Origin of the sequence: Streptococcus wuxiensis (genome assembly GCF_040888245.1) — a bacterium.
Taxonomy (GTDB): domain Bacteria; phylum Bacillota; class Bacilli; order Lactobacillales; family Streptococcaceae; genus Streptococcus; species Streptococcus wuxiensis.
Map to the genome: position 1 here is coordinate 355,002 of NZ_JBFNFE010000001.1, position 23,921 is coordinate 378,922.

Here is a 23,921-nt window from a genome sequence, read left to right on the forward strand (position 1 = left end):
ATTATGTATTTTATAAACTATCCAAGGCGTTTTTCTGTTCGTCATTAACGATATGGGTATACAGGTCCGTTACTTGGGTGCTAGCATGTCCTAGCTGGTGGCTGACCAAAACCTGTGATTTGGTTGCATCATAGAGACGGGTTGCAAGAGTATGGCGCAGTTTGTGGGGAGTTACGCGGACTTTAAAGTCTTCTGAATACTTGGCCACCATCTTTTCAACACTAGAAGCATCAATCCGGTTTGGAACACCTCGATACAAGGTTAAGAAGAGGGCTGTATCGGTTTTTTCTGTCTTATAACGTTTGTCTCGAATTGCAAGATATTGCTCTAAATAGGGTTTAGCAAAGGCAGCAACATTGACCGAGTCTCTCTTTCCACCTTTTCGAGTAACATCAATCACCATCATCTTAAGATTGAGATCTCGAAGATCTAGGTTAACTGCCTCAGAGAGACGGACACCAGAGGCAAGAAGGAGTGCAATAATGGCTAAATCTCGCTCCTTATTCTTGTTAAAGGACGATAAGGCTCGATTTGAGAGAGTTTGAGGGTACTCATGGTCGATATAGTTCAGGAAACCTTCTGTTTCATCCCCTAAAAAGAGCTTTTGCTTGATATTTTCAGCTCGAGCCGACAAGGTTTCTTTCTTTTTCTTGGTAGCAACCTTCTTCATGACATTACGGTAGAAATAAGGTTCCCCTTGCTCATTTTCAACTTCCTCAGTCAAATACTTATACAGACTAGAAAGTGCAGAAAGTGTACGGTTAATGGTTGTTTGAGAAACCCCATTTTTCGTCGTATTGGCATTGAGCAGAGGACGTTCACGTAAGTAAAGAATAAAGGATTCCATGTCTTTCTTGGTCATGTGTTCCAGAACGTCTAAGGGAATATTAGCCATGGTGTCAGCATCCGATATACCAGATTCCAAGACCCAAGTAAAAAATCGATCGTATTCCTTTAAGTATTCGTACAAGGTCGTAAAACTGTATGGAACAGCCAGTTTCGATTGATAGTATTCAAGAACATACCAGGGCATAACTTGTTTAAGTTTATCAATTCGTTCCAATAAGATCTCGCGTTTCATGTTTTTCTCCAAATCTTTCTATACTAGTAGTATAGCATACCCATGTATATTTTTCAAGAAAATTATAGTTTTTCGGAAAGATGTTATAGAGGAGATTTATGAATGTTCAAATAAGCTATACAATTCTAAAAAACGTCTAGATTGGCTAACTGAATCATTGATCATTAATTTATTGACTTAAAAATTTCCAAAGCTTCTACAGTTTATTAGAATATAATATAAAAACTCGATTCCTAAATAATGGTATCGAGTTTTGATTCATATGATTCGGTAAATCATTTTAATGACTAATTTTAGACCAACAATATAAAAGACATAACATAAGTTATGTAAATTACTAATCCTACAACAATAAATCTTTCACTTTTCCAATTTCACTTTTTGGAATCACGAGATGAATCATATCACCTAGATACATCCTTGTAGATCCATTAACTGTCTTACTTTTCCCATTATGTACTTGGGTTGTGATGAGTACGTTGTGTGGTAAATTGAGTTCATGTACTTGCTTACCAGCTATTTTGTCTGATACTGGAATTTCAATTAGGGTAACTTCTCCATCATCAGTTGCTGATTCAGGTAACATTTTTTCTAGCATGGCTTCATAGACGGGCGCCCCTTTGAGCAGATCCATAACAATATAGGCAACTAGGGTCACCATACCTAAAGGCATGAGATTACGTATATCACCGACCATCTCAGTAACAAGAATCATAGCTGTCAAAGGTGCTTTTGAGATAGCACCAAAATAGCCACTCATTCCAAGAATCACAAAGATAGGGAATTGCTGCTGGCTAACAAGGCCAAGATTGACACAAATAACACCGACCAGAGCTCCAAGTAAGGATCCTAAAGCTAAAATAGGTAGGAAAATTCCACCTGGTAGTCCACTTCCATAACTGATCATGCTCCAGATAAAGCGAATAATGAAGTAAATTAAGAGAATTTGGAAGCTAAAATCCTGTTCTGTTAAGGATAAGACAACCTGATTTCCCCCACCAAGTATTTGAGGTAGGAATATTCCCACAGGAATAATCAGGATAAAAGCAAAAATTGGATGATAAGCTTTGTCAACGTGAACCTTTTTCCCAATCCAATCATATACTTTCCCGACATTTAGAACGGCTTTCTCATATAGATATCCAGAAACTCCAAGAAAAATCCCCATAACCAGATAAATCCAATATTGACTAAGACTCATTTGAGGAATATTATCAGGCATATCAAGCACAGGTGTTAAGCCAAAGATGAGAAGGGAAACAAAGTTTGCTACTAGACTAGCAGCTAAGGTAGAAACCCAGAAAAATCGTGAAAAATGGTGATAGACTTCTTCTACTACAAATAATAACCCTGCAATCGGTGCATTAAAGGCTGCAGCAAGACCAGCCGCAGCTCCGCTAGCAATCAAAGAACGCTCCTCAACAGGGCTAGACTTGAGCCATTTGGCAATTCCTTTTCCTCCAGAGGCACCTAGCTGAATACTGGGACCTTCACGCCCGAGCATGAGCCCACTCGCAATGGCCAAGATACCTAGAATATATTTCTTCCAGAGGACACTCCACCAGTTGAGAGACATGAGACCTTTTAACTCCGCTTCAACTTGAGGAATACCAGAACCTTTGATATCTTTTTCTGAACGTGTTAATTTGGCACTAAGCCAGCATATGAAAAGATAAAGAAGGAAAATAATCAATAGATTCCATATCAGATTCTCTTGGTCATGATAAAATCCTTGAACGATATGAAAGCCTTTTTCGATCAAAAATCGAAAAGACCCAACAATAAGGCCTACAACTAATCCAACGATAATTCCTCGCCCTACTTGAGATAGAATTGTACTTGACGCAAAGGCAAATTCTTTCTTGGAACTAAGTGTTTCCGACTGTTCTCCCATAATTTTCCCTCTCAATTCTTATCTTTACTTGACGCAACAAGTGTTTTAATCGGTTCAAAACTGGTGCGATGAATGGGTGTGACACCGTGCTTTTCAATTCCTTCTAGATGCTTAGCAGTTCCATAGCCAGCGTTTTGAGAAAAATCATAACCTGGAAATTCTTGGTCATAGTTTGCCATGATCTTATCTCTAGTAACTTTAGCTATAATCGAAGCTGCTGCAATAGATAAGGAGTTGGCATCCCCTTTGATGATGGATGTCTGAGAAATCGGCAAGTCCAACTTCATAGCATCAATCAAAAGATGTTCTGGCTGAGGTTCAAGTTGAGAGATAGCTTCTTTCATAGCTAGTTTCGTCGCTTCATAGATATTGACTTGGTCAATGACATGATTGTCCATAATCCCAATACCGATTGCTAGGGCATTCTCTTTGACATCCTGAAAAATCTCCTCGTGTTTTTTCTTAGGAATTTTTTTGCTGTCATTTAAACCTTTAATTTTACAATTTTTGGGCAGAATGACTGCTGCAGCAACGACAGGTCCAGCTAGAGGACCTCTACCAACTTCATCAACTCCAGCAATGAAGCTTATTCCATTCTCGTAAAGCTCTTTTTCATAGCTAAGCATGGCTTCTAAGCGGAGATTTTCATCAATTTCAGCTTGAAGGGCTTTTTTACGCTTTTCAATTTCCTTTTGTACACCTGAACGAGAATCTTTTTCAAATTCCTTAAATAAGGGACTTTCAAGTTCAGTTATCTTTGCTAATGCTTCTTTGATTTCTTTAATCGTTGCCATTGAGATCATCCAATGTATCTAAGGTATAGTTACCCAGTTTTCCATCACGAACTTCTTTGACAAAGAGATTGTAAAAACGATCGTAATCATCACGGAAACCAAGGATACGCGTCATATCCATGATAATTTCTGGAGCCTCATCGTCCAGATTCATTTGTTTAAATCGTTCTTGAAGCTTTTCAGGATAATGCGTTTTAAAGTAATTGAGACCGAAAATCGTTACCTCATCCATTGGAAGTAACTGATCCTTGATTGCTCCTGTAAGTGCAAGTTTAAGAGCAACGGTTTCATCTTCGAATTTTGGCCAGAGAATACCAGGAGTATCCAAAATTTCTAAATCCTTATTGGTTTTAAGCCATTGTTGGCCTTTTGTGACACCCGGTTTATTACCAACTACAGCAATTTTCTTACCAGCTAAACAGTTCATCAGAGTTGATTTTCCTGCGTTTGGAATTCCAATAATCATGGTACGCAAGGTTTCAATTTGAATACCACGTTCTTTCTGACGAGCAATCTTATCCGCCATGAGTTTCTTAGCAGCATCTGTCACGACTTTTACCGTAATTTGCTCTTTAGAATTAATAGCGAGTGTTTGAACCCCCTGTGATTCAAAATGCTGACGCCACTCTTTTGTCAATGCAGGGTCTGCAAGATCTGCCTTGTTTAGAATCAATAGTCTTGGTTTGTCCCCGATGATTTTAGTCAGCATTGGATTTTGGCTAGACAAGGGCAAACGTGCATCTACTAAAACTGTCACAAAATCAACAAATTTTAAATTTTCCTGAACCTGACGTCGTGCTTTGGACATATGTCCAGGAAACCATTGAATAGTTGCCATTTTATTTCCTTTTCTTCATACAAACTTATTCTAAAAAACATAGATGATTACTGACTATTTTACCATATTTTGGCTATTTTTGCAGGTGAATTGTGTCTTTTAAAAAGGGAAATCCCCCTTTACCAAGAGGAAAAGAGGGATAAAATGATTATTGATGGATAGCTTGCGATGCAGTAATCAGAGTTAGTTTGTAAACATCGTCAGAGTTACATCCACGCGAAAGATCATTTACTGGTTTGTTAAGGCCTTGCAAAACAGGTCCAACAGCAGCAAATCCACCAAGACGTTCTGCCATCTTGTAACCAATGTTACCCGCTTCAATACCAGGGAAGATGAAGACATTAGCTTGTCCAGCTACGTTGCTTCCAGGAGCTTTAAGAGCTGCAGTTTCCGGAACGAAGGCAGCATCGAATTGTAATTCACCGTCAATTTCAAGGTCTGGACGCAAGTCGTGTGCGATTTTAGTTGCTTCAACAACCTTATCAACACTTTCACCAAAACCTGAGCCTTTAGTTGAATAGCTAAGCATAGCAATCTTAGGTTCAATACCAAACATTTTAGCAGTGATAGCAGAGTTAATAGCAATTTCAGCTAGAGCATCAGCATCTGGGTTGATGTTGATAGCACAGTCACCAAACAAGTAGCGTTCAGTGCCACGAACCATAAGAAAGGCACCTGATGTACGGCTCACATTCGGACGAGTCTTAATGATTTGAAGAGCTGGACGAACTGTTGAAGCTGTAGAGTGAATAGCTCCTGAAACCATACCATCAACCAAGCCCATATAAACTAACATAACACCAAAGTAGTTAACATCATTGCTGAGTACTTCTCTCGCTTTTTCTTCTGTCATTTTTCCTTTACGACGTTCAACAAGAGAAGCTACCATTTCTTCAAATTGTGGGTAATTTTCTGGATTAATAACTTCGTAACCGTCTGTAATTCCTTCAATTTCAAGATAGATTTTAATTTTGTCAGGATTTCCTAATAGTACAGGGATAACTTCTGTTTCTTTTACCAAGCGCTTCGTTGCTTGAAGGATACGTGGTTCTTCACCTTCAGGTAGGACGATGCGTGCATTTTTACCAACTAAGCTGGCCTTCAAACTTTCAAAAACTTCCATGAGTTTTGACTCCTTTTAAGATAATTTATTATTTGATAACTGTGTTATAAGTGTGTCGAAATCATCCGGCAGTGGGCTTTCCAGCTCTAACCGCTCTTCTAAGAAAGGATGATAAAACGATAAGTAATGGCAATGTAGAGCTTGGCGTTCTATACCATGCTCTAAACTTCCCCCATAAAGATCATCTCCTAGCAATGGAAACCCTATATGCGAGAAATGTACTCGAATTTGATGAGTTCTACCAGTGTGAAGACGAATATCAACTAGATGGATATTCCCATATGATTCCACTATTTTATAGGAAGTGTGAGCATATTTCCCGCCCTTTGCTACTCGCCTGGTAATGATGGAATCTTCATCTCGAGCTATTGGCGCTATGATATCTCCCTGAGGTTCCAGATACCCATCTCCCTTGACAAGAGCGAAATAACGCTTTTCGATTGCCTTTTTTTGTAACTGCTTATCTAATCTGGCGTGTGCGTAGCCGTGTTTAGCAAAAAGCATCAAACCAGAGGTGTCTCTATCAAGCCTCGTAACGATGTGAACCTGCTGATTCTCATAGTTTTGTTTTACATAGTAGCCCTTAATAAAGTTGGCAATGGTATTGGAATGATTGACACTAGGGATCGAAGCGACTCCAAAGGGTTTGTTGATAATCAAGAAATGATCATCTTCAAATAGAATATCTAGAGGATAATCAATTGCTTCAAGTGTCTCGAATCCTTCCTCTGGCGGAATATCAATGACGACTTCATCTCCGATATCTAAGAGATAGGTTGCATTCTGCGGATGCCCGTTTACTCGAATATCACCACCTCGAAACTTAATCTTGGCAAGTAACCCTTTTGAAACTTCGTGTTTTTTTAAAAAGGTTTTTACCTTGACATGTTCGTCGGCAATAAACTGAAACCTCATTCGTGCACCTCACCAATAAAGGCATCTTTAACACGATTCCAAAAACTAGTGTGGCTTGGCGTGGCTACAAAATGAATCTTGTGGTGATCAATCTGATACTCTATTTTCTCAATATTTCGGAAAGAATAAATACTATTATCGATTGAGATTGTGTGATAGTCATTTCGTGTTGGTATTAGTTCAATCTTGTCTTTTTTAGGAACAATAATTGATGAACCTAGTGTGCGGTAGATTCTGTTGTTCAAACTAGCAATTTCAGCCAATTGTAGGGCCTCTATAGTCGGGTGCAGTACTGCTCCACCAAGTGATTTATTATAAGCAGTGCTTCCAGTCGGCGTTGAAACTGTTAGGCCGTCACCACGAAAGCGTTCGAAGGGAACATGGTTAATAATGACATCAGCAACCATAGTACGATCCGCTCGACGAATGCTAGCTTCATTTAGTGCTCGAAAAGACTTGACTTCACCATTTTCGAGAAATATTTTGACACTTAAGAGTGGATAAGACACTTGAGCACCATTATCCAACTGTAAATTTGTAACCAATTGGTCCAACTCAAAATCACGATAATCCGTATAAAAACCTAAATGTCCTGTATGAACCCCAACAAAACGAACCTTATCCAGTTGGTTTTCATACTTATGAAAAGCAGACAACAACATCCCATCTCCACCAATAGAGACGACGATATCTGGATTTTTATCATTCAGGATAAAATTATTCTTCTTTAATCGTTCTTTTAACTCGAATAGAACTTTCTGACTCTGAGGTTTACGGTTGGCAATTAGGTCAATTCGTTTACCTGTATTCTTCATCGGTATCGTCACTGTTTCCTACCCCGTCATTTAACTTTCTGTGCAAAGGATCAAAGAGCGCTTGTGCTTCCTGGATATCAGCACGTATTTTACTCATTTCTTCGTCAAGCTGATGTGAAATTCTGGCTGTAATCTCAAGTCGTTCCTTGATTTCTTCTGGGAAATCTCCTTGGTATTTATAGTTGAGCGAATGTTCGATTGTAGCCCAAAAGTTCATAGCCAAGGTACGAATTTGAATCTCAACTAGAATAGTTTTTGCACCGTAAATCGTATCAACCGTATACTCAATAATCACATGGTAAGAACGATAACCCGAAGCCTTTCGATGAGTAATGTAATCACGTTCTTGAACAACTCTCATATCCTGTCTTTTACGAAGGATAGAAACAACCTCGTTTACGTCGTCTACAAATTGTACCATGACACGTAAACCTGCAATATCTTGCAAATCTTGTTCAAGCGTGTCATAGCCAATACCCCGGCGTGCCATTTTTTCTTTGATGCTTTCAATCGGTTTAACCCGACCCGTGACAAACTCGATTGGAGAATGTCGGTTTTGTTTTCTATATTGTTTTCGGATTCCTCGGAGTTTTATTTTTAATTCTCCGACAGCTTGAATGTAAGGATCTAAAAATTCTTCCCATTCTGTAATCATATAACTCTTACGTCCAATTCTCTATGAAGTTTAATTTATCTAGTTTTTGATTTTCTCATGAAAATCATATACAATAAATACAATGCTTATTATACCATAAATCGCTTTCAAATATAAAGAAAAGGTTGAAAAAATGAAACATTTAGAAATTGAAATGAAAACACTTCTCAGTAAAGAAGAATATCAGAGATTGCAAGGTCAGTTTTCAGAAATTACACCAATTACACAAAAAAATTACTACTTAGATACACCTGATTTTTATCTTCGTCAACATAAGATTGCCATGCGCATTCGTACATTTGAAAATAGTGCCGAATTAACCATAAAAATCCCTCAAACAGTTGGAAATATGGAATACAATCAAGCCCTCACTCTTGAGGAAGCCAATGCTTGTCTTGAAGAATGCAAACTCCCTCAAGGATTGATTTTTGATGAGTTATCAAATCGAGGTGTTTCACCAAGTGGCTGGGTTGTCTTAGGTTGTTTAACTACTGTTCGTTATGAGAAAGAGACGTCTATTGGGCTCATGGCCCTTGATCAAAGCAGATACTTTAATGTTGTTGATTATGAACTAGAGTTGGAAGTCGAAAATGGAGACCAAGGAAGTCTTGATTTTCAGGAGTTTTTACAGGCAAATGATATCGAATACAAGAAAGCTCCTTCTAAATTAGTGAGATTTATAGAAAATATGAAAAAATACTGAAATTATCTTCTTTTTTTGATAAAATAGAAGGGATAAAAAATAATAGAATCTGTAATGGACTACAGTTGTTAATAAAATGTTTTCTTTTACTGATTCACATAGTTTATAGAGGACGGTTTATCAATGTCAGATACAAAGAATATGAAGCTTTTTTCACTTTCATCAAATCATGAAATTGCTCAAAAAATTGCGGATGCTGCAGGTGTTCCGCTTGGAAAATTATCATCACGTCAATTTTCAGATGGTGAAATCCAAGTTAACATCGAAGAAAGTGTTCGTGGCTATGATGTTTATATCATCCAGTCTACTTCTTATCCTGTTAGCAATCATTTGATGGAACTTTTAATCACTGTTGATGCCTGTGTTCGTGCTAGTGCAAATACAATCAATGTTGTCATGCCTTATTTTGGTTATGCTCGTCAAGACCGTATTGCTTCCTCTCGCGAACCTCTTACAGCTAAACTTGTTGCAAATATGTTAGTAAAAGCTGGGGTTAGTCGTGTATTGACACTGGACCTTCATGCTGTTCAGGTACAAGGTTTCTTTGATATTCCTGTAGATAACCTCTATACAATTCCGCTATTTGCAAAACACTACATTGATAAAGGTTTAACTGGTCCAGATGTGGTTGTTGTCAGCCCTAAAAACTCAGGTGTAAAGCGTGCTCGTAGCCTTGCTGAATACCTTGATGCTCCGATTGCTATCATTGACTATGCTCAAGATGATTCTGAACGTAGCCAAGGTTACATTATCGGAGAGGTTGAAGGTAAGAAAGCAATCTTAATCGATGATATTCTTAACACTGGTCGTACCTTCTCTGAAGCCGCTAAGATCTTAGAGCGCGACGGAGCAACTGACATTTACGCAGTATCAAGTCATGGACTTTTCGTTGACGGTGCTGCAGACTTACTGGATGCAACTAATATCAAGGAAATCTTGGTTACAGATTCTGTATTGACAGAAAGTAAAAAACCTAAAAACGTACAATACATTACTGCTAGCGAATTGATTGGTGATGCAATGGTTCGTATTCACGAAAGAAAACCAGTTAGTCCACTATTTAAATAGAAATTAGGTGAATTTTTGATTTATTTGGATAATGCTGCAACGACTCCTATGTCTTCAGCAGCTATCTCAGCAATGACTCAAGTCATGCAAGAAATTTATGGCAATCCTTCTAGTATTCACAGTCATGGGCGTCAAGCAGGAAAATTATTACGTGAAGCCCGTCAAGAGTTAGCAGGTATACTAGGTACAAAGCCCCAACACATTTTCTTCACTTCTGGTGGTACAGAAAGTAATAATACAGCTATTATTGGCTACTGTCTTCGTCATCAAAATCGCGGGAAACACATTATTACTACTGCTATCGAGCATCACGCTGTGCTTGAACCAATTGAATATCTGGTGGAAAATTTTGGGTTTGAAGTGACTATTTTAAAACCCGACAATCAAGAAATCACTGCAGATCAAGTCAAAAATGCACTGCGTGAAGATACTATTCTCGTTTCAACTATGTATGTTAACAATGAAACAGGTACTCTTTTACCAATCGATGAAATTGGGCAGATTTTAAAAGTCCATTCAGCAGCTTATCATGTAGATGCTGTTCAAGCTGTCGGGAAGCTAGAGATTCTTCCTGAAGAACTAGGAATAGATTTCCTCAGTGCTTCTGCTCATAAATTTCACGGTCCAAAGGGTATCGGTTTCCTATACGCTGCTTCTACAGATTTTGATCCTTACCTACATGGTGGAGATCAAGAACAGAAAAAAAGAGCAGGGACAGAAAATCTTCCCGCAATTATAGGTATGGTTGCAGCTCTTAAGGACGATATAGATCATCTAGAGGCTAATTTTAATAAAGTTCAAAAACTACAGAAAGTTTTTCTAACTGAAATGGCTGGATCAACCTATTATCTCAATCAAGGTAAAGAGCAACTCCCTTATGTCCTAAATATCGGATTTCCGGGACAACGCAACGATCTACTACTACTTCGTTTAGACCTTGAAGGTATTTCTATTTCAACAGGTTCTGCTTGTACAGCTGGTGTTGTTCAGGTCAGTCATGTTCTTCAAGCCTTCTACGGAGAAGAATCTCCTCGCTTACACGAGTCTGTACGCGTCAGCATTTCACCTCAAAATACAGAACAAGAAATGATAACTCTTGCTAAAACTCTTAAAAATATCATCGGAGGATAAACTTAATGGCATTTGAACAAACGATTAAACTTAAAAATTGTCGTTACGAATACACACTTAGTCCAACTGTTAAAAAATTTACGCTTAAAGATAATACTTTTTTTGAAACTAAAGTTGGTAACTATGAATTAACGCGTCTACTTGAAAAAGTTCCAAATAGCGGAGAAGGATTCCAACTTAAGATTATCATCAACAAAGACTTAACTGGTGTAAAAATCAATATCACTGATAAATTTGGTCTACGTTTAGTTGATATCTTCAAATCAGAAGAAACTCATATCCACCAAGAGAAATTTTACTTTTTGATGGATAGCTTGGTTGAACGTGGCGTATTTACAAAAAGCGAAAGATAGAAGGTCATTATGTTTCGATTAACTTACAAGGACTCCTATCAAGTAGAGCGTGTGCAAGAATATGAAGACTATGAAGCTCTTATGCTCTCTCTATCGGGTTGTGTAACTCTCCCTGATACTACTCATATTACTTCATTAACACATGATGGAGTTGAAATCTATCAAGGACTTCTAGGTAACCTCTACCGCTTTTTAAGAACTTACCACGAAACGAAGATAAACTAAGATTTTTCTTAGTTTTTTTTCATTATTGTTGCAATTTTCACAAGCTTTCTATAAAATAGTAGATAGAAAGGTTGTGATTTTGTGAAAGAAAAACAGTCTGCTATTCCTAAAGCAACAGCAAAGAGACTTTCTCTCTATTACCGTATTTTTAAAAGATTTAATGCCGAGAAAATTGAAAGAGCTAATTCCAAACAAATTGCAGAAGCGATTGGAATTGATTCTGCCACTGTTCGTCGTGACTTCTCTTACTTTGGCGAACTTGGACGTCGTGGATTTGGCTATGATGTCAAAAAGCTTATGAACTTTTTCGCTGATCTTTTAAATGATAATTCTATTACCAATGTTATGCTTGTGGGTATTGGAAATATGGGACATGCCCTCCTCCATTACCGCTTTCATGAGCGTAATAAAATGAAAATCATCATGGCTTTTGACCTAGATGATCATCCTGAGGTTGGTACCAAGACACCCGACGGTGTTCCAATCTATGGAATCTCTCAAATAAAGGATAAAATTAAGGATAGTGATGTTAAAACTGCTATTCTTACTGTTCCTAGTGTTAAATCTCAAGAAGTTGCGGAACTTTTGGTTGATGCTGGTATCAAAGGTATCCTCAGTTTTTCTCCTGTTCACCTACATCTTCCTAAAGACGTAGTTGTTCAGTATGTCGATCTTACTAGCGAACTTCAAACCCTCCTCTATTTCATGCGAAAAGAGGATTAGAAAGCGAATTGATTTATGAAAAAACCAGTTATTGGGATTACAGGAAATGAAACCCCGCATCCAGATGATGATCTTATGATGAGTTATGCTGCAAAAGGCTTTGTTGAAGGAGTTAAGAAAGCTGGAGGTATCCCCATTATCCTACCAATTGGTGATGAAGAAATGGCCAGTTACTACATTAGTTTAATTGATAAACTTATTTTAACTGGTGGGCAAAATGTTGATCCTAAATACTATGGTGAGCCAAAAGCTATTGATAGCGACGACTACCACCTTCAAAGGGATATTTTTGAACTAGCACTTATCAAAGAAGCCCTTAAACAAAATAAACCAATTTTTTCTGTCTGTCGTGGTACTCAGCTCTTTAACGTAGCCATGGGCGGATCTCTTTATCAAGATATCGAAGATCATTGGCAAGATACTTCCGCTGAATACACCACTCAGCGACTTGTCACCGAACCAGATACTATTCTAAGAGAAATCTATGGAGAAATCTCTCATATCAATTCTTTCCACCATCAGAGCATCAAAGATTTAGCTCCTAATCTTAAGGTTGTAGCACATGATCCTAAAGATGGTATTATCGAAGCTGTTACAACTACGGACGGCTTCCCTTATCTTGGTGTTCAATGGCATCCCGAATTTCTTTTTGAAAATCGCCCCAAAGATAAAACACTTTTCGACTATGTCGTCAATGAATTATAATTTCGATAAATTAGCTAATTAATTATGAATGAACTTACCCCACCTTCTACTCATGAGCTTTTGAGAGATTTAGATGTTAATGTTTTCTCATCTATTAAGAGCAAGGAAATTGACCATTTCTCAACCTATAAGGAAAAGAAAATAGAAGTTTATTTTCAACTTTCTAATCTATACAGACTTTTAACGGCAGAAAGTTACCAATCATTTTCTAAGAATAAAGAGTATCTCGACAAACTCTCACTAAAAGACAAAAAAAAGAACTAAAAGAAATGTCTAAAAAGGCAAAACCATTTTGTAAAAAGGCAGATGCTAAATTTAAAGGCAGATTTCGTTCTTCGCTTGTTTTTTACAGAGATATCTTGATCCACTCAAAAAAGTATTATAAAATTGAAGACTTCAATGCTATTATTGACTTTATCGTGCAAGAAAAGTTGCTAGTCCCTACAATTGATCCTCTTCCTAAAATTGTTATGAACGAAGTTGAATCCTATGCTTTACAAGCGTTTGAGCAGGGTCCCCTAAACTTCAAAAAATAATCCTATATCAAGTCCGTCTTCTCACGGTAACTAAAATAATCAGAATGAGAGACAATTAAATGGTCCAATAAGACCAATCCCATTAATTCACAGGCTTCTTTAACAAGCTTCGTAACATGGTCATCATTGGGGCTAGGAACTACTGCTCCTGATGGATGATTATGAACCAGAATCACAGATGTTGCCATATGCTTCAAAGCGTAGTGGAGAATTTCTCTCGGTTCAGCAATGCTTCTCGTGGCAGACCCGATAAAAATAGTCTGCTGATGAATGATTTGATTTTGAGTATTTAGATAGATCGCCACTAGGTGCTCTTGTTTTTTATCTCCAAGCTCAGACTGCATCTTTTTAGCTAATTTACGACTGCTAAGAATACTCTCCATTTTCACTGTTTCCCTTTTATGGATACGGTAGCCTAATTCAATAACGGCTTGTAATTCGATAGCCTTAACACGTCCAATACCCGATAGAGTCTGCAATTCCTGTAGACTCATTTTTTTTAGGTCAGTTAAACATGTCAGCTGATTTAAGACCTTCTGTGCTATTTCAAAAACATTGGCCTGTTTTGTGCCTGTCCTTAGTAATATTGCCAGTAATTCTTGGTTGCTGAGCGCTTCTACTCCTTCTTTTACTAGTCTCTCTCTTGGTAAAAGCGAATCTTCTTGAAATGAAATACTATACATAAAAATCCTCCTCACTTTATTATTCGTGAGAAGGATGCTTAATTCGATAAAAACTAGTTATTTTTAGATTTTTTCAAGTGCAAGACGCAAATCTTCAATCAAATCATCAGCATTTTCAAGACCGATTGAAAGTCGGATTTGATTTTTAGTTACTCCTGCTGCTTCTAGATCAGAGTCAGACAATTGAGAATGAGTTGTAGTTGCTGGATGAACGACCAATGATTTGGCATCTGCTACGTTTGCAAGGTTTGAAAAGATTTCTAAGCTATCAATCACCTTACGAGCTTCTGCTTCTCCGCCTTTAACGTGGAAGGTAAAGATTGAACCAACACCTTTTGGTAAATATTTCTCCGCCAAGGCATGGTAAGGGCTATCAGCTAATTTTGGATAATTGACCTTTTCAACTTTTGGATGGTTCACAAGGAAATCAACGATTTTCTCAGCATTTTGAACATGACGTTCAACACGGAGAGATAGTGTCTCAAGACCTTGTAGGAGCAAGAATGAGTTGAATGGTGAAAGGGCAGCTCCCATATCGCGAAGCAATTGCACGCGAGCAGCAACGATAAAGGCTGCAGCACCTACATCTCGAGTATAGCTTAAATTATGGTAGCTTGGATCTTCATTGACGAATTGAGGGAATTTCCCTGAAGTAGCCCAGTCAAATTTACCACTATCAACAATGACACCGCCAATAGTTGTACCGTGTCCACCGATAAATTTAGTCGCCGAGTGAACCGAGATATCTACACCGTGTGAAAAGACATTGATAAGATAAGGCGTTGCAAATGTATTGTCAGAAACTAAAGGAATTTGGTGTTTATGAGCAATTTCGGCTATTTTTTCGATATCAGGAATGTTGATAACTGGATTACCCAAAGTTTCAATCAAAACAAGTTTTGTATTGTCTTTAATCGCTGCTTCCACCTCTTCTAAATGATCAATATCTACAAATGTTGTGGTAATTCCGTATCGAGGAAGGGTTTCTTTCAACAGGTTAAAGGTACCACCGTAGATAGTTGAAGCTGCAACAACATGGTCACCTGCGTGAGCAAGTCCAAGAATAGTATAAGTAAGAGCTGCCATTCCTGAAGCTGTGGCAAGTGCACCTACTCCGCCTTCTAGCGCTGCAATACGCTCTTCAAAGGCTGAAGTTGTTGGATTGGTAATACGAGTATAGATATTTCCAGCTTTTTGAAGGGCAAAAAGGTCTGCACCCTCCTGTGTATCTTCAAATACAAAAGATGTTGTTTGATAAATTGGTACAACACGAGACTTGGTAGTAGCATCTACCACTTGTCCTGCATGCAATTGAAGAGTTTCAAATTTAAATTCACGAGTCATCATCAGACCTCCAAAGATTTCATTAAATTAATTGTATCATCTATGGCATTCAGTTACAAATACAACTTTGTTATATATTATCATAAGCAATAGCTATGGCATTTATTAGAATTGAAAAACTTTTTTCAGATAGTTTAAAAAGTTTGTATTCGCTATTTCTATACTTTATAATGGATAAAAAGGAGAAGACTATGTCAGAAATTACACATGAAATTGATTCAAACTTCGCTGGTCGTTTAAATATTTTACGTGCTGGTGTGCTCGGAGCCAATGACGGGATCATTTCCATCGCTGGAGTTGTTATCGGGGTTGCCAGTGCAACCAGTAATATCTGGATAATCTTTCTTTCGGGTTTGGCTGCCATCTTAGCAGGTGCCTTCTCTATGGCTGGAGGTGAATATGTTTCAGTATCCACTCAAAAAGACACTGAAGAGGCCGCTGTAGCTCGAGAGCAATTACTTTTGGATAAGGATATCGAGGCTGCAAAGAAATCTCTCTATGCTGCTTATCTTCAAAATGGTGAGTGTGAAACTTCAGCTCAACTTTTAGTCAATAAAGCTTTTCTTAAAAATCCACTTAAAGCCTTAGTTGAAGAAAAATACGGAATCGAGTATGAAGAGTTTACCAATCCTTGGCATGCTGCAGCATCTAGCTTCATCGCTTTTGTTCTTGGTAGTTTACCACCAATGCTTTCCATTACCATCTTTCCAAGTGACTATCGAATCCCTGCTACTGTTTTTATCGTTGCGATGTCTTTATTGATTACAGGTTACACCAGTGCCAAACTCGGAAAAGCCCCAACCAAAACAGCTATGATTCGTAACCTTTGTATCGGTTTGTTAACCATGGGAGTGACCTATCTATTGGGTCAGTTGTTTAGTATTTAAAAAAGATACCGTACGGTATCTTTTTTATTATCCAAACATAAACAATTAAGAGAAACTACCAAAACCAACCTTCATTATCATTAATTGGTTCAGCCTCTTTCATCTTACGTGGTCCTGTTCCGTACATTTCAGCTTCGATATCTTCTTTTGTTGGCAAGATAGAGGCTAGGATGATGTAGATGATGATTCCAAGTCCGAAGTTTGCGATTGTAAAGATAGCAAAAATGAAGCGCACAAGAGTAACATCAAGGTCCCATTTATCAGAGAGTCCAGCAAGTACTCCCGATATCATACGATTTCGTCTCATTTTGTAAAAATTTTTATTCATAGTTTGTACCTCTTTCGGTATTCTTGTAATAAGTATAACATGAAATAAAAACTGCTTGCATCAGTCCTTAGGCGGATTTTGCAAAATGAGTTTGCCACGACAGAGACCACAACGATAACGTTTGGTATCAATTCGTCGCTTTCGTTGATAGGTTTGGCGACAAGTCTGACAAATATAGACTAGAAGTGGTGTTTGACTGACACTTGATAAGGTAGGAACAAAGCGGAGCCCGTCTACTTCTTTTAACAGTTTCTTAAAGGCTACATCTTTATGTTTATACCCCTTGCCCTCATAGTATAGATGATAATGACAGAGTTCGTGACGCACAATTTTCCGAAAAGCCTCTAAACCTAGTTCTTGATAGACTTTGGGATTAAAATCCAAATGCCCATCCTTCGGAAAGAATCGCCCACCTGTCGACCGTAGACGAGAATTCCATTGAGCTTGGTGTTTGAAAGGTTTCCCAAAGTCTTCTAAAGAGACTTGTTTAACGTAATCAGTTAGATTCATCTGGAGCAAGAAGCGACAGATTTACTTTTTCGCGTTGGACATCAATCTTCTTCACCCAAACGGTTACCAAATCACCAACTGAAACGACTTGACTCGGATGTTTGATGAATTTCTTGCTCATGTGAGAGATATGAATCAGGCCATCCTCGTGAATACCAATGTCAACAAAGGCACCGAAGTCAACGACGTTACGAACAACGCCCTCAAGCTTCTGGCCAACTTTTAAGTCTTTGATATCCAAGACATCCTGACGAAGGACTGGAGCATCAAAAGAATCACGGAAATCACGTCCTGGTTTTAAAAGATCTGCAATAATATCTTTAAGGGTTTCTTGACCGAGGTCTAGTTCTTGGGCCATTTCCTTAATTGAAATAGATTTGAGTTTGGCTTGTGCTTCTTCATTTAGGTCTTTGATGTCCAAACGTTTGAAGAGTTCCTTAACAGCAGCATAGTTTTCTGGGTGAACACCCGTGTTATCAAGGATATTGCTACTTTCAGGGATACGGAGGAAACCGGCAGCCTGTTCAAACGCTTTAGCACCCAAACGAGGGACTTTCTTTATTTGGGCGCGTGAAGTGATTTTGCCTTCTTCTTCACGATACTTCACGATATTTTCAGAGATTGTTTTGTTAAGCCCAGCTACGTGCGAAAGTAAGGCTGGACTAGCTGTATTGACATTGACACCGACTTGGTTAACTACTGTATCAACAACAAAGTCAAGACTTTCAGACAATTTTTTCTGACTAACATCGTGCTGATATTGACCAACACCGATGGATTTGGGATCGATTTTAACTAACTCAGCAAGTGGGTCTTGCAAGCGACGAGCAATAGAAATAGCAGAGCGTTTCTCAACAGTTAACTCTGGAAACTCTTGACGAGCAAGTTCACTAGCTGAGTAGACAGATGCCCCGCTTTCATTGACAATGACATAGCTGACCTCAGGAAAATCTTTAAGTACTTCAGCGACGAAGGCTTCACTCTCACGACTAGCAGTACCATTACCTATGGCAATGATTTCAACACCATATTGGCCAATCAAATCTGCCAAATCTCTCTTTGCTTCTTCAATCTGACGAGCTGAAGCTGGTTTGACTGGATAAATGACTTGCGTTGTCAGCATCTTCCCAGTAGCATCTACGACCGCAAGCTTAGCACCTGTACGAAAGGCAGGGTCAAATCCAAGGACCACGCGCCCCTTAAGAGGTGCAACAAGGAGAAGATTTCGAAGGTTTTCTGAGAAGAGTTGGATAGCTCCTTCTTCTGCCTTCTCTGTTAGTTCAGTGCGAATACGACGCTCAATAGCTGGTAATACTTTTTTCTTAACAGATTGCTGAATAACTTCGTCAATATAGGCATTCTTAACTTTAAAACGAACACTAAAGAAAGATAGAATCCGATCAGTCGCATGCTCAAAGCCAATTTTCAAAATGCCTAGCTTCTCACCGCGATTAAGGGCAAGCGTACGGTAACCTTGCATGTTGGCAACTGTTTCCGAGAAATCGTAATAGATCTGAAAGACTTGTTTTTCATCAAGACTCTCATCTTTGACTTGAGAAGTAATCTTAGAGCGTCTAAGTACCTCTTGATATGTCATTGAACGTAAATGAACATCCTCGGATAGTGCTTCAACCAAGATGTCTACAGCTCCAGCCAAAGCTTCTTGAGGAGTCTCGAAACCTTCACAGACAAAAGCTTCTGCTTCTTTTTCTAGGTTAGAAACATTTTGTAAAATTAAACGAGCAAGTGGAAAAAGTCCAGCCTCACGCGCAATCGTTGCCTTGGTGCGACGTTTCTCCTTATAGGGAAGATAGAGTTCTTCTACATCTGCGAGTTTTTCAGCTGCTAGAATTGCTTCTTCCAATTCTTTTGTTAGCTTGCCTTGCTCTTTGATTTTTGCTAAGACGGCTTCCTTACGATCATTTAGAGCAGTTAAACTCTTATCGAGGTCGATAATAGCCTTAATGGCTACCTCATCTAGACTTCCAGTCATATCTTTCCGATAACGGGCGATAAAGGGGATAGTTGCTCCTTCTGCTGTCAAAGACAAGACAGTATCAATCTGCTTTAAAGTTACACCCAAGTCTTGGGAAATTTTTTCATATTTTTTATCCATGAAACTATTATACCATAAGGAAGAAAGCTTGTTTTCATTAATTTGTTGCTTTATTTCAACTTTATAAAGATAAAAGCCATGTTTATTTTAAAATCCAACTATTTCTTAGAAATAATAGTATAATAGTGTTAACTTAAAGAATCGAGGTATGCCTTATGGCTGTTAAATTTACAAAAACTGATGACTTAGATAAGATGTTCGAAGAATTCGCTAAACTACCTGATTTAAAGCAAGTAACATTTCCAGATGACAAAGAAAAGAAAGATAAGGCAGAAAAGAAAAAATAGATGACACTCTTTCAAAATTTACCTTCTAGTGTGCTACAAGCTGGCGCCATTTTTCTTTCAATTATCATTGAAGCTTTACCCTTTGTCTTAATTGGTAGTATCATCTCTGGTGCCATTGAAGTCTATGTCACACCTGAGAAGGTTTATAAATTTCTCCCTAAAAATCGTTTGGGGAGAATCTTTTTTGGTAGCTTCATCGGTTTCCTCTTTCCCTCTTGTGAGTGTGGGATTGTCCCTATCATCAACCGTTTTTTAGAAAAGAAAGTTCCAAGCTATACAGCTGTTCCCTTTCTAGTAACCGCTCCTATCATCAATCCCATCGTGCTTTTTGCGACTTATTCAGCCTTTGGCAATTCAATTCAAATGGTTCTTCTAAGAGCTTTGGGAGCGATTCTAGTTGCTACTATATTGGGTATCTTTCTTGGTTTTGTCTGGGAGGGACCTATCCAAAAAGAAAACAGATTGGCTTGCCATGAGCATGATTTTTCTCACTTGAGTAAAAGTCAAAAAATCCTTCAGTTATTTATCCAAGCTATTGATGAATTCTTTGATATGGGGCGTTACTTGGTTTTTGGCTGTCTTTTTGCCAGTATAGTCCAAGTCTATGTTCCAACTAGTATCCTGACATCCATCAGCGCAACACCACTACTTGCGATTGTTCTTCTGATGGTCTTATCCTTCCTACTATCCCTCTGTAGTGAAGCGGATGCCTTTATCGGATCTTCTCTTCTATCAAGTTTTGGCTTTGCTCCAGTGCTTGCCTTTCTGGTTATAGGTCCCATGCTTGATGTCAAGAACCTCCTCATGATGAAGAATTATCTCAAAACTCGCTTTATTTGGCAATTCTTGACAATTGTAACTCTTGTTGTTCTTGTCTATTCTTATCTAGTCGGGGTGATGCTATGATTCGATTTTTTATCTTATTTGGTTATTTTATCTTAACTCTTTATTTGCATCTATCAGGTAAGCTCAATCAGTATATAAACCTCCACTACTCATATCTGGCTTATATTACTATGATTTTATCTTTGTTACTAGCCATTGTTCAAGCCTATATTTGCTTCAAGCGATTGAAAGAACATAGTCACTTACATAGTTTTTCAGCTAAGCTTGCTAGTTTTGTCCTCTTAAGTTTACCCTTGTTAGTTGGATTTACCTTTCAAACTGTCACTCTGGATTCACAAACAGTATCGGCAAAAGGATATTATTTCCCTTTGTCGGAAGGAACTGACAAGGCAATCCAATCAAGTGAAGGAACGAGCAGTCAGTATCTTAAGCCGGATACCAGTCGCTTTTATTCACAAACAGCACATGAAAATATTATTCGAAAGAGTGCTGATAAATACTTAGCTCAATCTAGTATAGTTATCAATGATGAAAATTACCTTGAGGTCATGGAAGCTATCTATGATTATCCAAATGAATTTGAAGGTAAGGAAATAGAGTTTACTGGTTTTATCTACAACGATCCAAATCATACCAATAGTCAATTTGTTTTTCGCTTTGGTATTATGCACTGTATCGCTGATTCAGGAGTTTTTGGCCTTTTGACTACAGGAAACACTAATCAGTACGAAAATAACACCTGGGTGAGAGTCAAAGGTAAGATTAGGAATCACTATCACAAAGAACTCAACCAAGTCCTCCCAACTCTTGAAGTCCAGTCCTTCATCAAAGTAGACAAACTCGACAATACTTATGTTTACAAAGAATTTTAAAAAGTAGCCTGATGGGGCTACTTTTTCTTGTTTAATAAGTTTTTAACTTCTCGTGCTCCGACCTGATCGCCAGCTTTTTCAAAAAGTTCGATAGCTTGTAAAAAATTCTCTTGCGATTCTTCTGAATATTCAGCAGAATAAATCTCACCTAAACCTCTATAGGAACAAGCTTGAGCTATCAGATCATCTGTTTGTAATGCTTGCTTTAAGGACTGTTCCATATACATGATTGCTTTTGCTATTTCCCCTAGTTTTAATCGTAAATAACCTTGCTCATAATTATTGACAGAAGATTTGAGTGCATCCTCTGGAAAAGATTTTTCAATGATTTCTCGCTCTTTATCGATATAGTTAAGAGCTGTTTGATAGTCATTCATTTCACGATAAACCATGGCTAACTGGTGATAGCCTATATGTTCATTTTCTTTATCTTGACTTGATATAGCTATTTCAAGATATTTTTGATAAATCAGCAAAGCTTCTTGATAGTCTTTTTCAAAGAGCTTGATATAACCCATCAAATTGAGAAGGCTATAATCCTTACAAGTTTCTAACGAGAAAGTTTTTGAGACTAATTTCTTGGCCTCTTCAATCTTCCCTTCAAACAATAATTCCCAGGCTTGATTCATGCTTATTCTCCCCCAGCTTATGTTGTATAGAAATCAATCGACAAATCACTATCAGACTCGTATTTTTTCCAGGCTATACTGAAGCCATAATAATCTTCAAATTCTGGATGCCAGTCATAATAAAGTGGGATACGGCTAAATTTTCTTGCAACTACTTCATCTTCAAATTCTGGGGACTCTCCTGCAGTAATTCCAAATTGAAGGCCATTCAATTCCCAGGTGTTTCCCCAAACATTTTCGTCTGATAGAACATCAATCCAACGAGAGGCGTCAATATCAAAATCTGCACATAATTCAAGTTCTAACAATTTTCTGTAGTTTACCTTGGTGGGTTTAATGAAGAAGGCACCCTCTACCTGATACCTTTTATCTTTAACTTGAATTTGTGTGATTTTCATCGGAATTGGAATTCTATTTAACTCCAACCAAAAATAACCTAGAGGAGTTTTGATTGCATGGTAAATTTGTTTAGACTCTATTTTTAGTTTTTTCGAGCAAGCATTTAGAATTCTTCCATGTTCAAGTATATTTTTACAAACTATTTTTGAAGTCTTGGAATCAAAAATAGAATACCTACGGATGACCCTTTTTAACTTTTCAACGGGATAAGTGATATCTCTTGGGTAAGCGTGATATTTCTGGACTACCAGAGCTATTTTTTCAATATTTTCCTTCCCAGTTGGTACAATTACACCATGTCCAACATAAATACTTGGATCATCACAGATATAAGTATAACCATTTCCACCTTCCTGAAACTCAACGACTACAAGATTCAACTCCTGATCAGGATCAAAAAGTGGTTCAGCTTTTGCACTGGTCTGGCGCTCATAAAAAGTGAAACAATCTTTATTATCCTCTTCACCAAAGACCATAAAACTACCACAATTTGGGCACTTCCACATATAGAAGGAAGCCTCTGAAATGTCTTCATAGGAAATTCTATCATGTTCGTCAGTATTGTTAAAAATATCTTCAAGCAACTCATCCGAATAAACCGAATAAGCATTTGGATCAGGTGCTTGGTGGTTGTTCATTGCTTGACCACATCTACAAGTCCATTTTCCCATAATTAACCTCAGTCACGACCTAATTCTTCAAGGAAAAATTGATTGAGAGCTTTCCAGTCTTTCTTTTCCTCTGTAACACTTTGGACGTAGTCATCCAGCTCTTGGATATTTTTGATGATAAAGTCCTGAATTGGCTCTATCGGCTCAATTTCCTTGCCTTCTGGTCCCTTTACCTTTATATCAAGTAAGCTAGACACATGGTCTTTCATTTCATCAGGGAGCAATTCATTGACCAAATCATCAAACAAAATCGGTGGAATAGAATGATATTTTTCAATCCAACGACAAGCTAAAATAGGACGAAGTGCATAGAAATACTTTTTAGGTTTGACCTTATCTCCTGAAAGATACTTATTCATTTGAGTTCTAGCAGTATTCAAGTAATGGTGGAGCATCTTTTTCTCGGAAAAATACTGACTGACAAGCGGACGGATACGGTCAATAAAGCCTTCGTCTTGCTGGTAAACGATTGGCGACTGTAACCACTCAAAGAGGGTTGGATTTGACTTATAAAGCAACTTTAAAGCCTTGTCCAAATCCCAGCCACTCACATCCCATGTATCGTCAATTGGTAGTTCGATGACATCTCGATGATCGTTCAAGCTTAGATAAAAATCTTGCTTGTGCTTGTATACAAAACGCACATCAAAATCACTATCCGGAGACTCAAAGCCCCAAGCGCGACTACCAGACTCAATTGCCCACAAAACTGTAACATCATAATCACGCTCAATTTCTGCAAGTTTTTCAGGTACCAGAACATTCATTTCTTCTTGTGTTTGCATGGTGA

The 23,921-nt window shown here is 38.0% G+C and carries 29 protein-coding genes; 13 read left to right on the forward strand and 16 right to left on the reverse strand.

Features of this window, described 5'->3' with window-relative positions; genetic code table 11:
- Positions 1-10 precede the first annotated feature (10 nt).
- From xerS to AB2B47_RS01730, 8 genes are all read right to left on the reverse strand, one after another.
- Positions 11-1,081 carry a tyrosine recombinase XerS gene (gene xerS, locus AB2B47_RS01695; protein WP_320693460.1) on the reverse strand — a complete coding sequence of 357 codons (1,071 nt, stop codon included), beginning with the start codon at positions 1,079-1,081 and terminating at the stop codon, positions 11-13.
- A 343-nt stretch (positions 1,082-1,424) separates the two neighbouring features.
- Positions 1,425-2,975 (reverse strand): ClC family H(+)/Cl(-) exchange transporter, encoded by a 1,551-nt coding sequence (locus tag AB2B47_RS01700; RefSeq protein ID WP_320693461.1) that lies wholly within the window; start codon positions 2,973-2,975, stop codon positions 1,425-1,427.
- 11 nt (positions 2,976-2,986) lie between these two features.
- Complete coding sequence (locus AB2B47_RS01705; RefSeq protein WP_320693462.1) at positions 2,987-3,769, reverse strand: ribonuclease HII; 783 nt, start codon at positions 3,767-3,769, stop codon at positions 2,987-2,989.
- Entirely contained in the window at positions 3,756-4,607 is an 852-nt protein-coding gene (gene ylqF, locus AB2B47_RS01710; protein ID WP_320693463.1) for a ribosome biogenesis GTPase YlqF, read from the reverse strand. Before ylqF ends, AB2B47_RS01705 begins: the two co-directional genes overlap by 14 nt.
- A 148-nt stretch (positions 4,608-4,755) precedes the next feature.
- Positions 4,756-5,730, reverse strand: a complete 975-nt coding sequence (pta, locus tag AB2B47_RS01715; protein ID WP_320693464.1) for a phosphate acetyltransferase — start codon at positions 5,728-5,730, stop codon at positions 4,756-4,758.
- Positions 5,731-5,745: 15 nt separating this feature from the next.
- Positions 5,746-6,645 (reverse strand): RluA family pseudouridine synthase, encoded by a 900-nt coding sequence (locus AB2B47_RS01720; RefSeq protein ID WP_320693465.1) that lies wholly within the window; start codon positions 6,643-6,645, stop codon positions 5,746-5,748.
- Positions 6,642-7,460, reverse strand: a complete 819-nt coding sequence (locus AB2B47_RS01725; RefSeq protein WP_320693466.1) for an NAD kinase — start codon at positions 7,458-7,460, stop codon at positions 6,642-6,644. The genes AB2B47_RS01720 and AB2B47_RS01725 overlap by 4 nt, the downstream gene beginning before the upstream one ends.
- On the reverse strand, positions 7,444-8,115 hold the full coding sequence (locus AB2B47_RS01730) for a GTP diphosphokinase (RefSeq protein WP_036754017.1): 672 nt from the start codon (positions 8,113-8,115) through the stop codon (positions 7,444-7,446). The genes AB2B47_RS01725 and AB2B47_RS01730 overlap by 17 nt, the downstream gene beginning before the upstream one ends.
- 133 nt (positions 8,116-8,248) lie before the next feature.
- On the opposite strand from AB2B47_RS01730, the gene AB2B47_RS01735 reads away from it, so the two are divergent.
- From AB2B47_RS01735 to AB2B47_RS01775, 9 genes are all read left to right on the forward strand, one after another.
- Complete coding sequence (locus AB2B47_RS01735; RefSeq protein ID WP_006152060.1) at positions 8,249-8,818, forward strand: CYTH domain-containing protein; 570 nt, start codon at positions 8,249-8,251, stop codon at positions 8,816-8,818.
- Between the two features lie 123 nt (positions 8,819-8,941).
- Positions 8,942-9,886, forward strand: a complete 945-nt coding sequence (locus AB2B47_RS01740) for a ribose-phosphate diphosphokinase (protein ID WP_006151512.1) — start codon at positions 8,942-8,944, stop codon at positions 9,884-9,886.
- A 15-nt stretch (positions 9,887-9,901) separates the two neighbouring features.
- Positions 9,902-11,017, forward strand: coding sequence for a cysteine desulfurase family protein (locus AB2B47_RS01745; protein WP_320693467.1), 1,116 nt, complete (start codon positions 9,902-9,904; stop codon positions 11,015-11,017).
- A 5-nt stretch (positions 11,018-11,022) separates the two neighbouring features.
- Entirely contained in the window at positions 11,023-11,370 is a 348-nt protein-coding gene (locus AB2B47_RS01750) for a DUF1831 domain-containing protein (RefSeq protein WP_004252935.1), read from the forward strand.
- Positions 11,371-11,379: 9 nt separating this feature from the next.
- Positions 11,380-11,595, forward strand: coding sequence for a DUF4649 family protein (locus AB2B47_RS01755; protein WP_004252933.1), 216 nt, complete (start codon positions 11,380-11,382; stop codon positions 11,593-11,595).
- An 81-nt stretch (positions 11,596-11,676) separates the two neighbouring features.
- Complete coding sequence (locus tag AB2B47_RS01760) at positions 11,677-12,318, forward strand: redox-sensing transcriptional repressor Rex (protein WP_004252929.1); 642 nt, start codon at positions 11,677-11,679, stop codon at positions 12,316-12,318.
- 15 nt (positions 12,319-12,333) lie between these two features.
- A complete protein-coding gene (locus tag AB2B47_RS01765) occupies positions 12,334-13,023 on the forward strand; it encodes a gamma-glutamyl-gamma-aminobutyrate hydrolase family protein (protein ID WP_320693468.1) in 690 nt (229 codons plus the stop codon).
- A 24-nt stretch (positions 13,024-13,047) separates the two neighbouring features.
- Positions 13,048-13,287, forward strand: a complete 240-nt coding sequence (locus tag AB2B47_RS01770; RefSeq protein WP_320693469.1) for a hypothetical protein — start codon at positions 13,048-13,050, stop codon at positions 13,285-13,287.
- 5 nt (positions 13,288-13,292) lie between these two features.
- Positions 13,293-13,559, forward strand: a complete 267-nt coding sequence (locus AB2B47_RS01775) for a hypothetical protein (protein ID WP_320693470.1) — start codon at positions 13,293-13,295, stop codon at positions 13,557-13,559.
- A gap of 2 nt (positions 13,560-13,561) precedes the next feature.
- On the opposite strand, the gene radC is transcribed toward AB2B47_RS01775, so the two are convergent.
- Together radC and AB2B47_RS01785 are read right to left on the reverse strand one after the other, a co-directional pair.
- The gene (radC, locus tag AB2B47_RS01780; RefSeq protein WP_320693471.1) at positions 13,562-14,242 is read right to left on the reverse strand and encodes a RadC family protein; all 681 of its coding nucleotides are present in this window, start codon (positions 14,240-14,242) and stop codon (positions 13,562-13,564) included.
- Between the two features lie 63 nt (positions 14,243-14,305).
- Entirely contained in the window at positions 14,306-15,586 is a 1,281-nt protein-coding gene (locus tag AB2B47_RS01785; protein WP_025170352.1) for an O-acetylhomoserine aminocarboxypropyltransferase/cysteine synthase family protein, read from the reverse strand.
- Between the two features lie 191 nt (positions 15,587-15,777).
- Between AB2B47_RS01785 and AB2B47_RS01790 the strand changes: the two genes are divergently transcribed.
- Positions 15,778-16,473: a VIT1/CCC1 transporter family protein gene (locus AB2B47_RS01790; protein ID WP_006151383.1), complete on the forward strand. Its 696-nt coding sequence runs from the start codon at positions 15,778-15,780 to the stop codon at positions 16,471-16,473.
- Positions 16,474-16,528: 55 nt separating this feature from the next.
- Here the strand turns inward: AB2B47_RS01790 and AB2B47_RS01795 are convergent, their stop codons facing one another.
- The 3 genes from AB2B47_RS01795 to AB2B47_RS01805 are packed head-to-tail and all read right to left on the reverse strand — an operon-like array spanning position 16,529 to position 19,427.
- The gene (locus AB2B47_RS01795; RefSeq protein ID WP_254724194.1) at positions 16,529-16,801 is read right to left on the reverse strand and encodes a PspC domain-containing protein; all 273 of its coding nucleotides are present in this window, start codon (positions 16,799-16,801) and stop codon (positions 16,529-16,531) included.
- A 60-nt stretch (positions 16,802-16,861) separates the two neighbouring features.
- Positions 16,862-17,311, reverse strand: coding sequence for a SprT family protein (locus tag AB2B47_RS01800; protein ID WP_320693472.1), 450 nt, complete (start codon positions 17,309-17,311; stop codon positions 16,862-16,864).
- Positions 17,298-19,427 carry a Tex family protein gene (locus AB2B47_RS01805; protein ID WP_320693473.1) on the reverse strand — a complete coding sequence of 710 codons (2,130 nt, stop codon included), beginning with the start codon at positions 19,425-19,427 and terminating at the stop codon, positions 17,298-17,300. Before AB2B47_RS01805 ends, AB2B47_RS01800 begins: the two co-directional genes overlap by 14 nt.
- Before the next feature lie 155 nt (positions 19,428-19,582).
- Here AB2B47_RS01805 and AB2B47_RS01810 point away from each other — a divergent pair, with 155 nt between their 5' ends.
- From AB2B47_RS01810 to AB2B47_RS01820, 3 genes are read left to right on the forward strand one after another with little or no spacing between them, the layout of a single operon-like run.
- Entirely contained in the window at positions 19,583-19,714 is a 132-nt protein-coding gene (locus AB2B47_RS01810; RefSeq protein WP_000268695.1) for an SPJ_0845 family protein, read from the forward strand.
- The gene (locus tag AB2B47_RS01815; RefSeq protein ID WP_320693474.1) at positions 19,715-20,620 is read left to right on the forward strand and encodes a permease; all 906 of its coding nucleotides are present in this window, start codon (positions 19,715-19,717) and stop codon (positions 20,618-20,620) included. It abuts the gene before it with no gap.
- Positions 20,617-21,432, forward strand: a complete 816-nt coding sequence (locus tag AB2B47_RS01820; protein WP_320693475.1) for a TIGR03943 family putative permease subunit — start codon at positions 20,617-20,619, stop codon at positions 21,430-21,432. The genes AB2B47_RS01815 and AB2B47_RS01820 overlap by 4 nt, the downstream gene beginning before the upstream one ends.
- Positions 21,433-21,449: 17 nt before the next feature.
- Here the strand turns inward: AB2B47_RS01820 and AB2B47_RS01825 are convergent, their stop codons facing one another.
- From AB2B47_RS01825 to AB2B47_RS01835, 3 genes are read right to left on the reverse strand one after another with little or no spacing between them, the layout of a single operon-like run.
- A complete protein-coding gene (locus tag AB2B47_RS01825) occupies positions 21,450-22,061 on the reverse strand; it encodes a tetratricopeptide repeat protein (protein WP_320693476.1) in 612 nt (203 codons plus the stop codon).
- 17 nt (positions 22,062-22,078) lie between these two features.
- Complete coding sequence (locus AB2B47_RS01830; protein WP_025170350.1) at positions 22,079-23,131, reverse strand: hypothetical protein; 1,053 nt, start codon at positions 23,129-23,131, stop codon at positions 22,079-22,081.
- Between the two features lie 8 nt (positions 23,132-23,139).
- Positions 23,140-23,916, reverse strand: a complete 777-nt coding sequence (locus AB2B47_RS01835) for a nucleotidyltransferase domain-containing protein (protein ID WP_006152267.1) — start codon at positions 23,914-23,916, stop codon at positions 23,140-23,142.
- Positions 23,917-23,921: the final 5 nt, after the last annotated feature.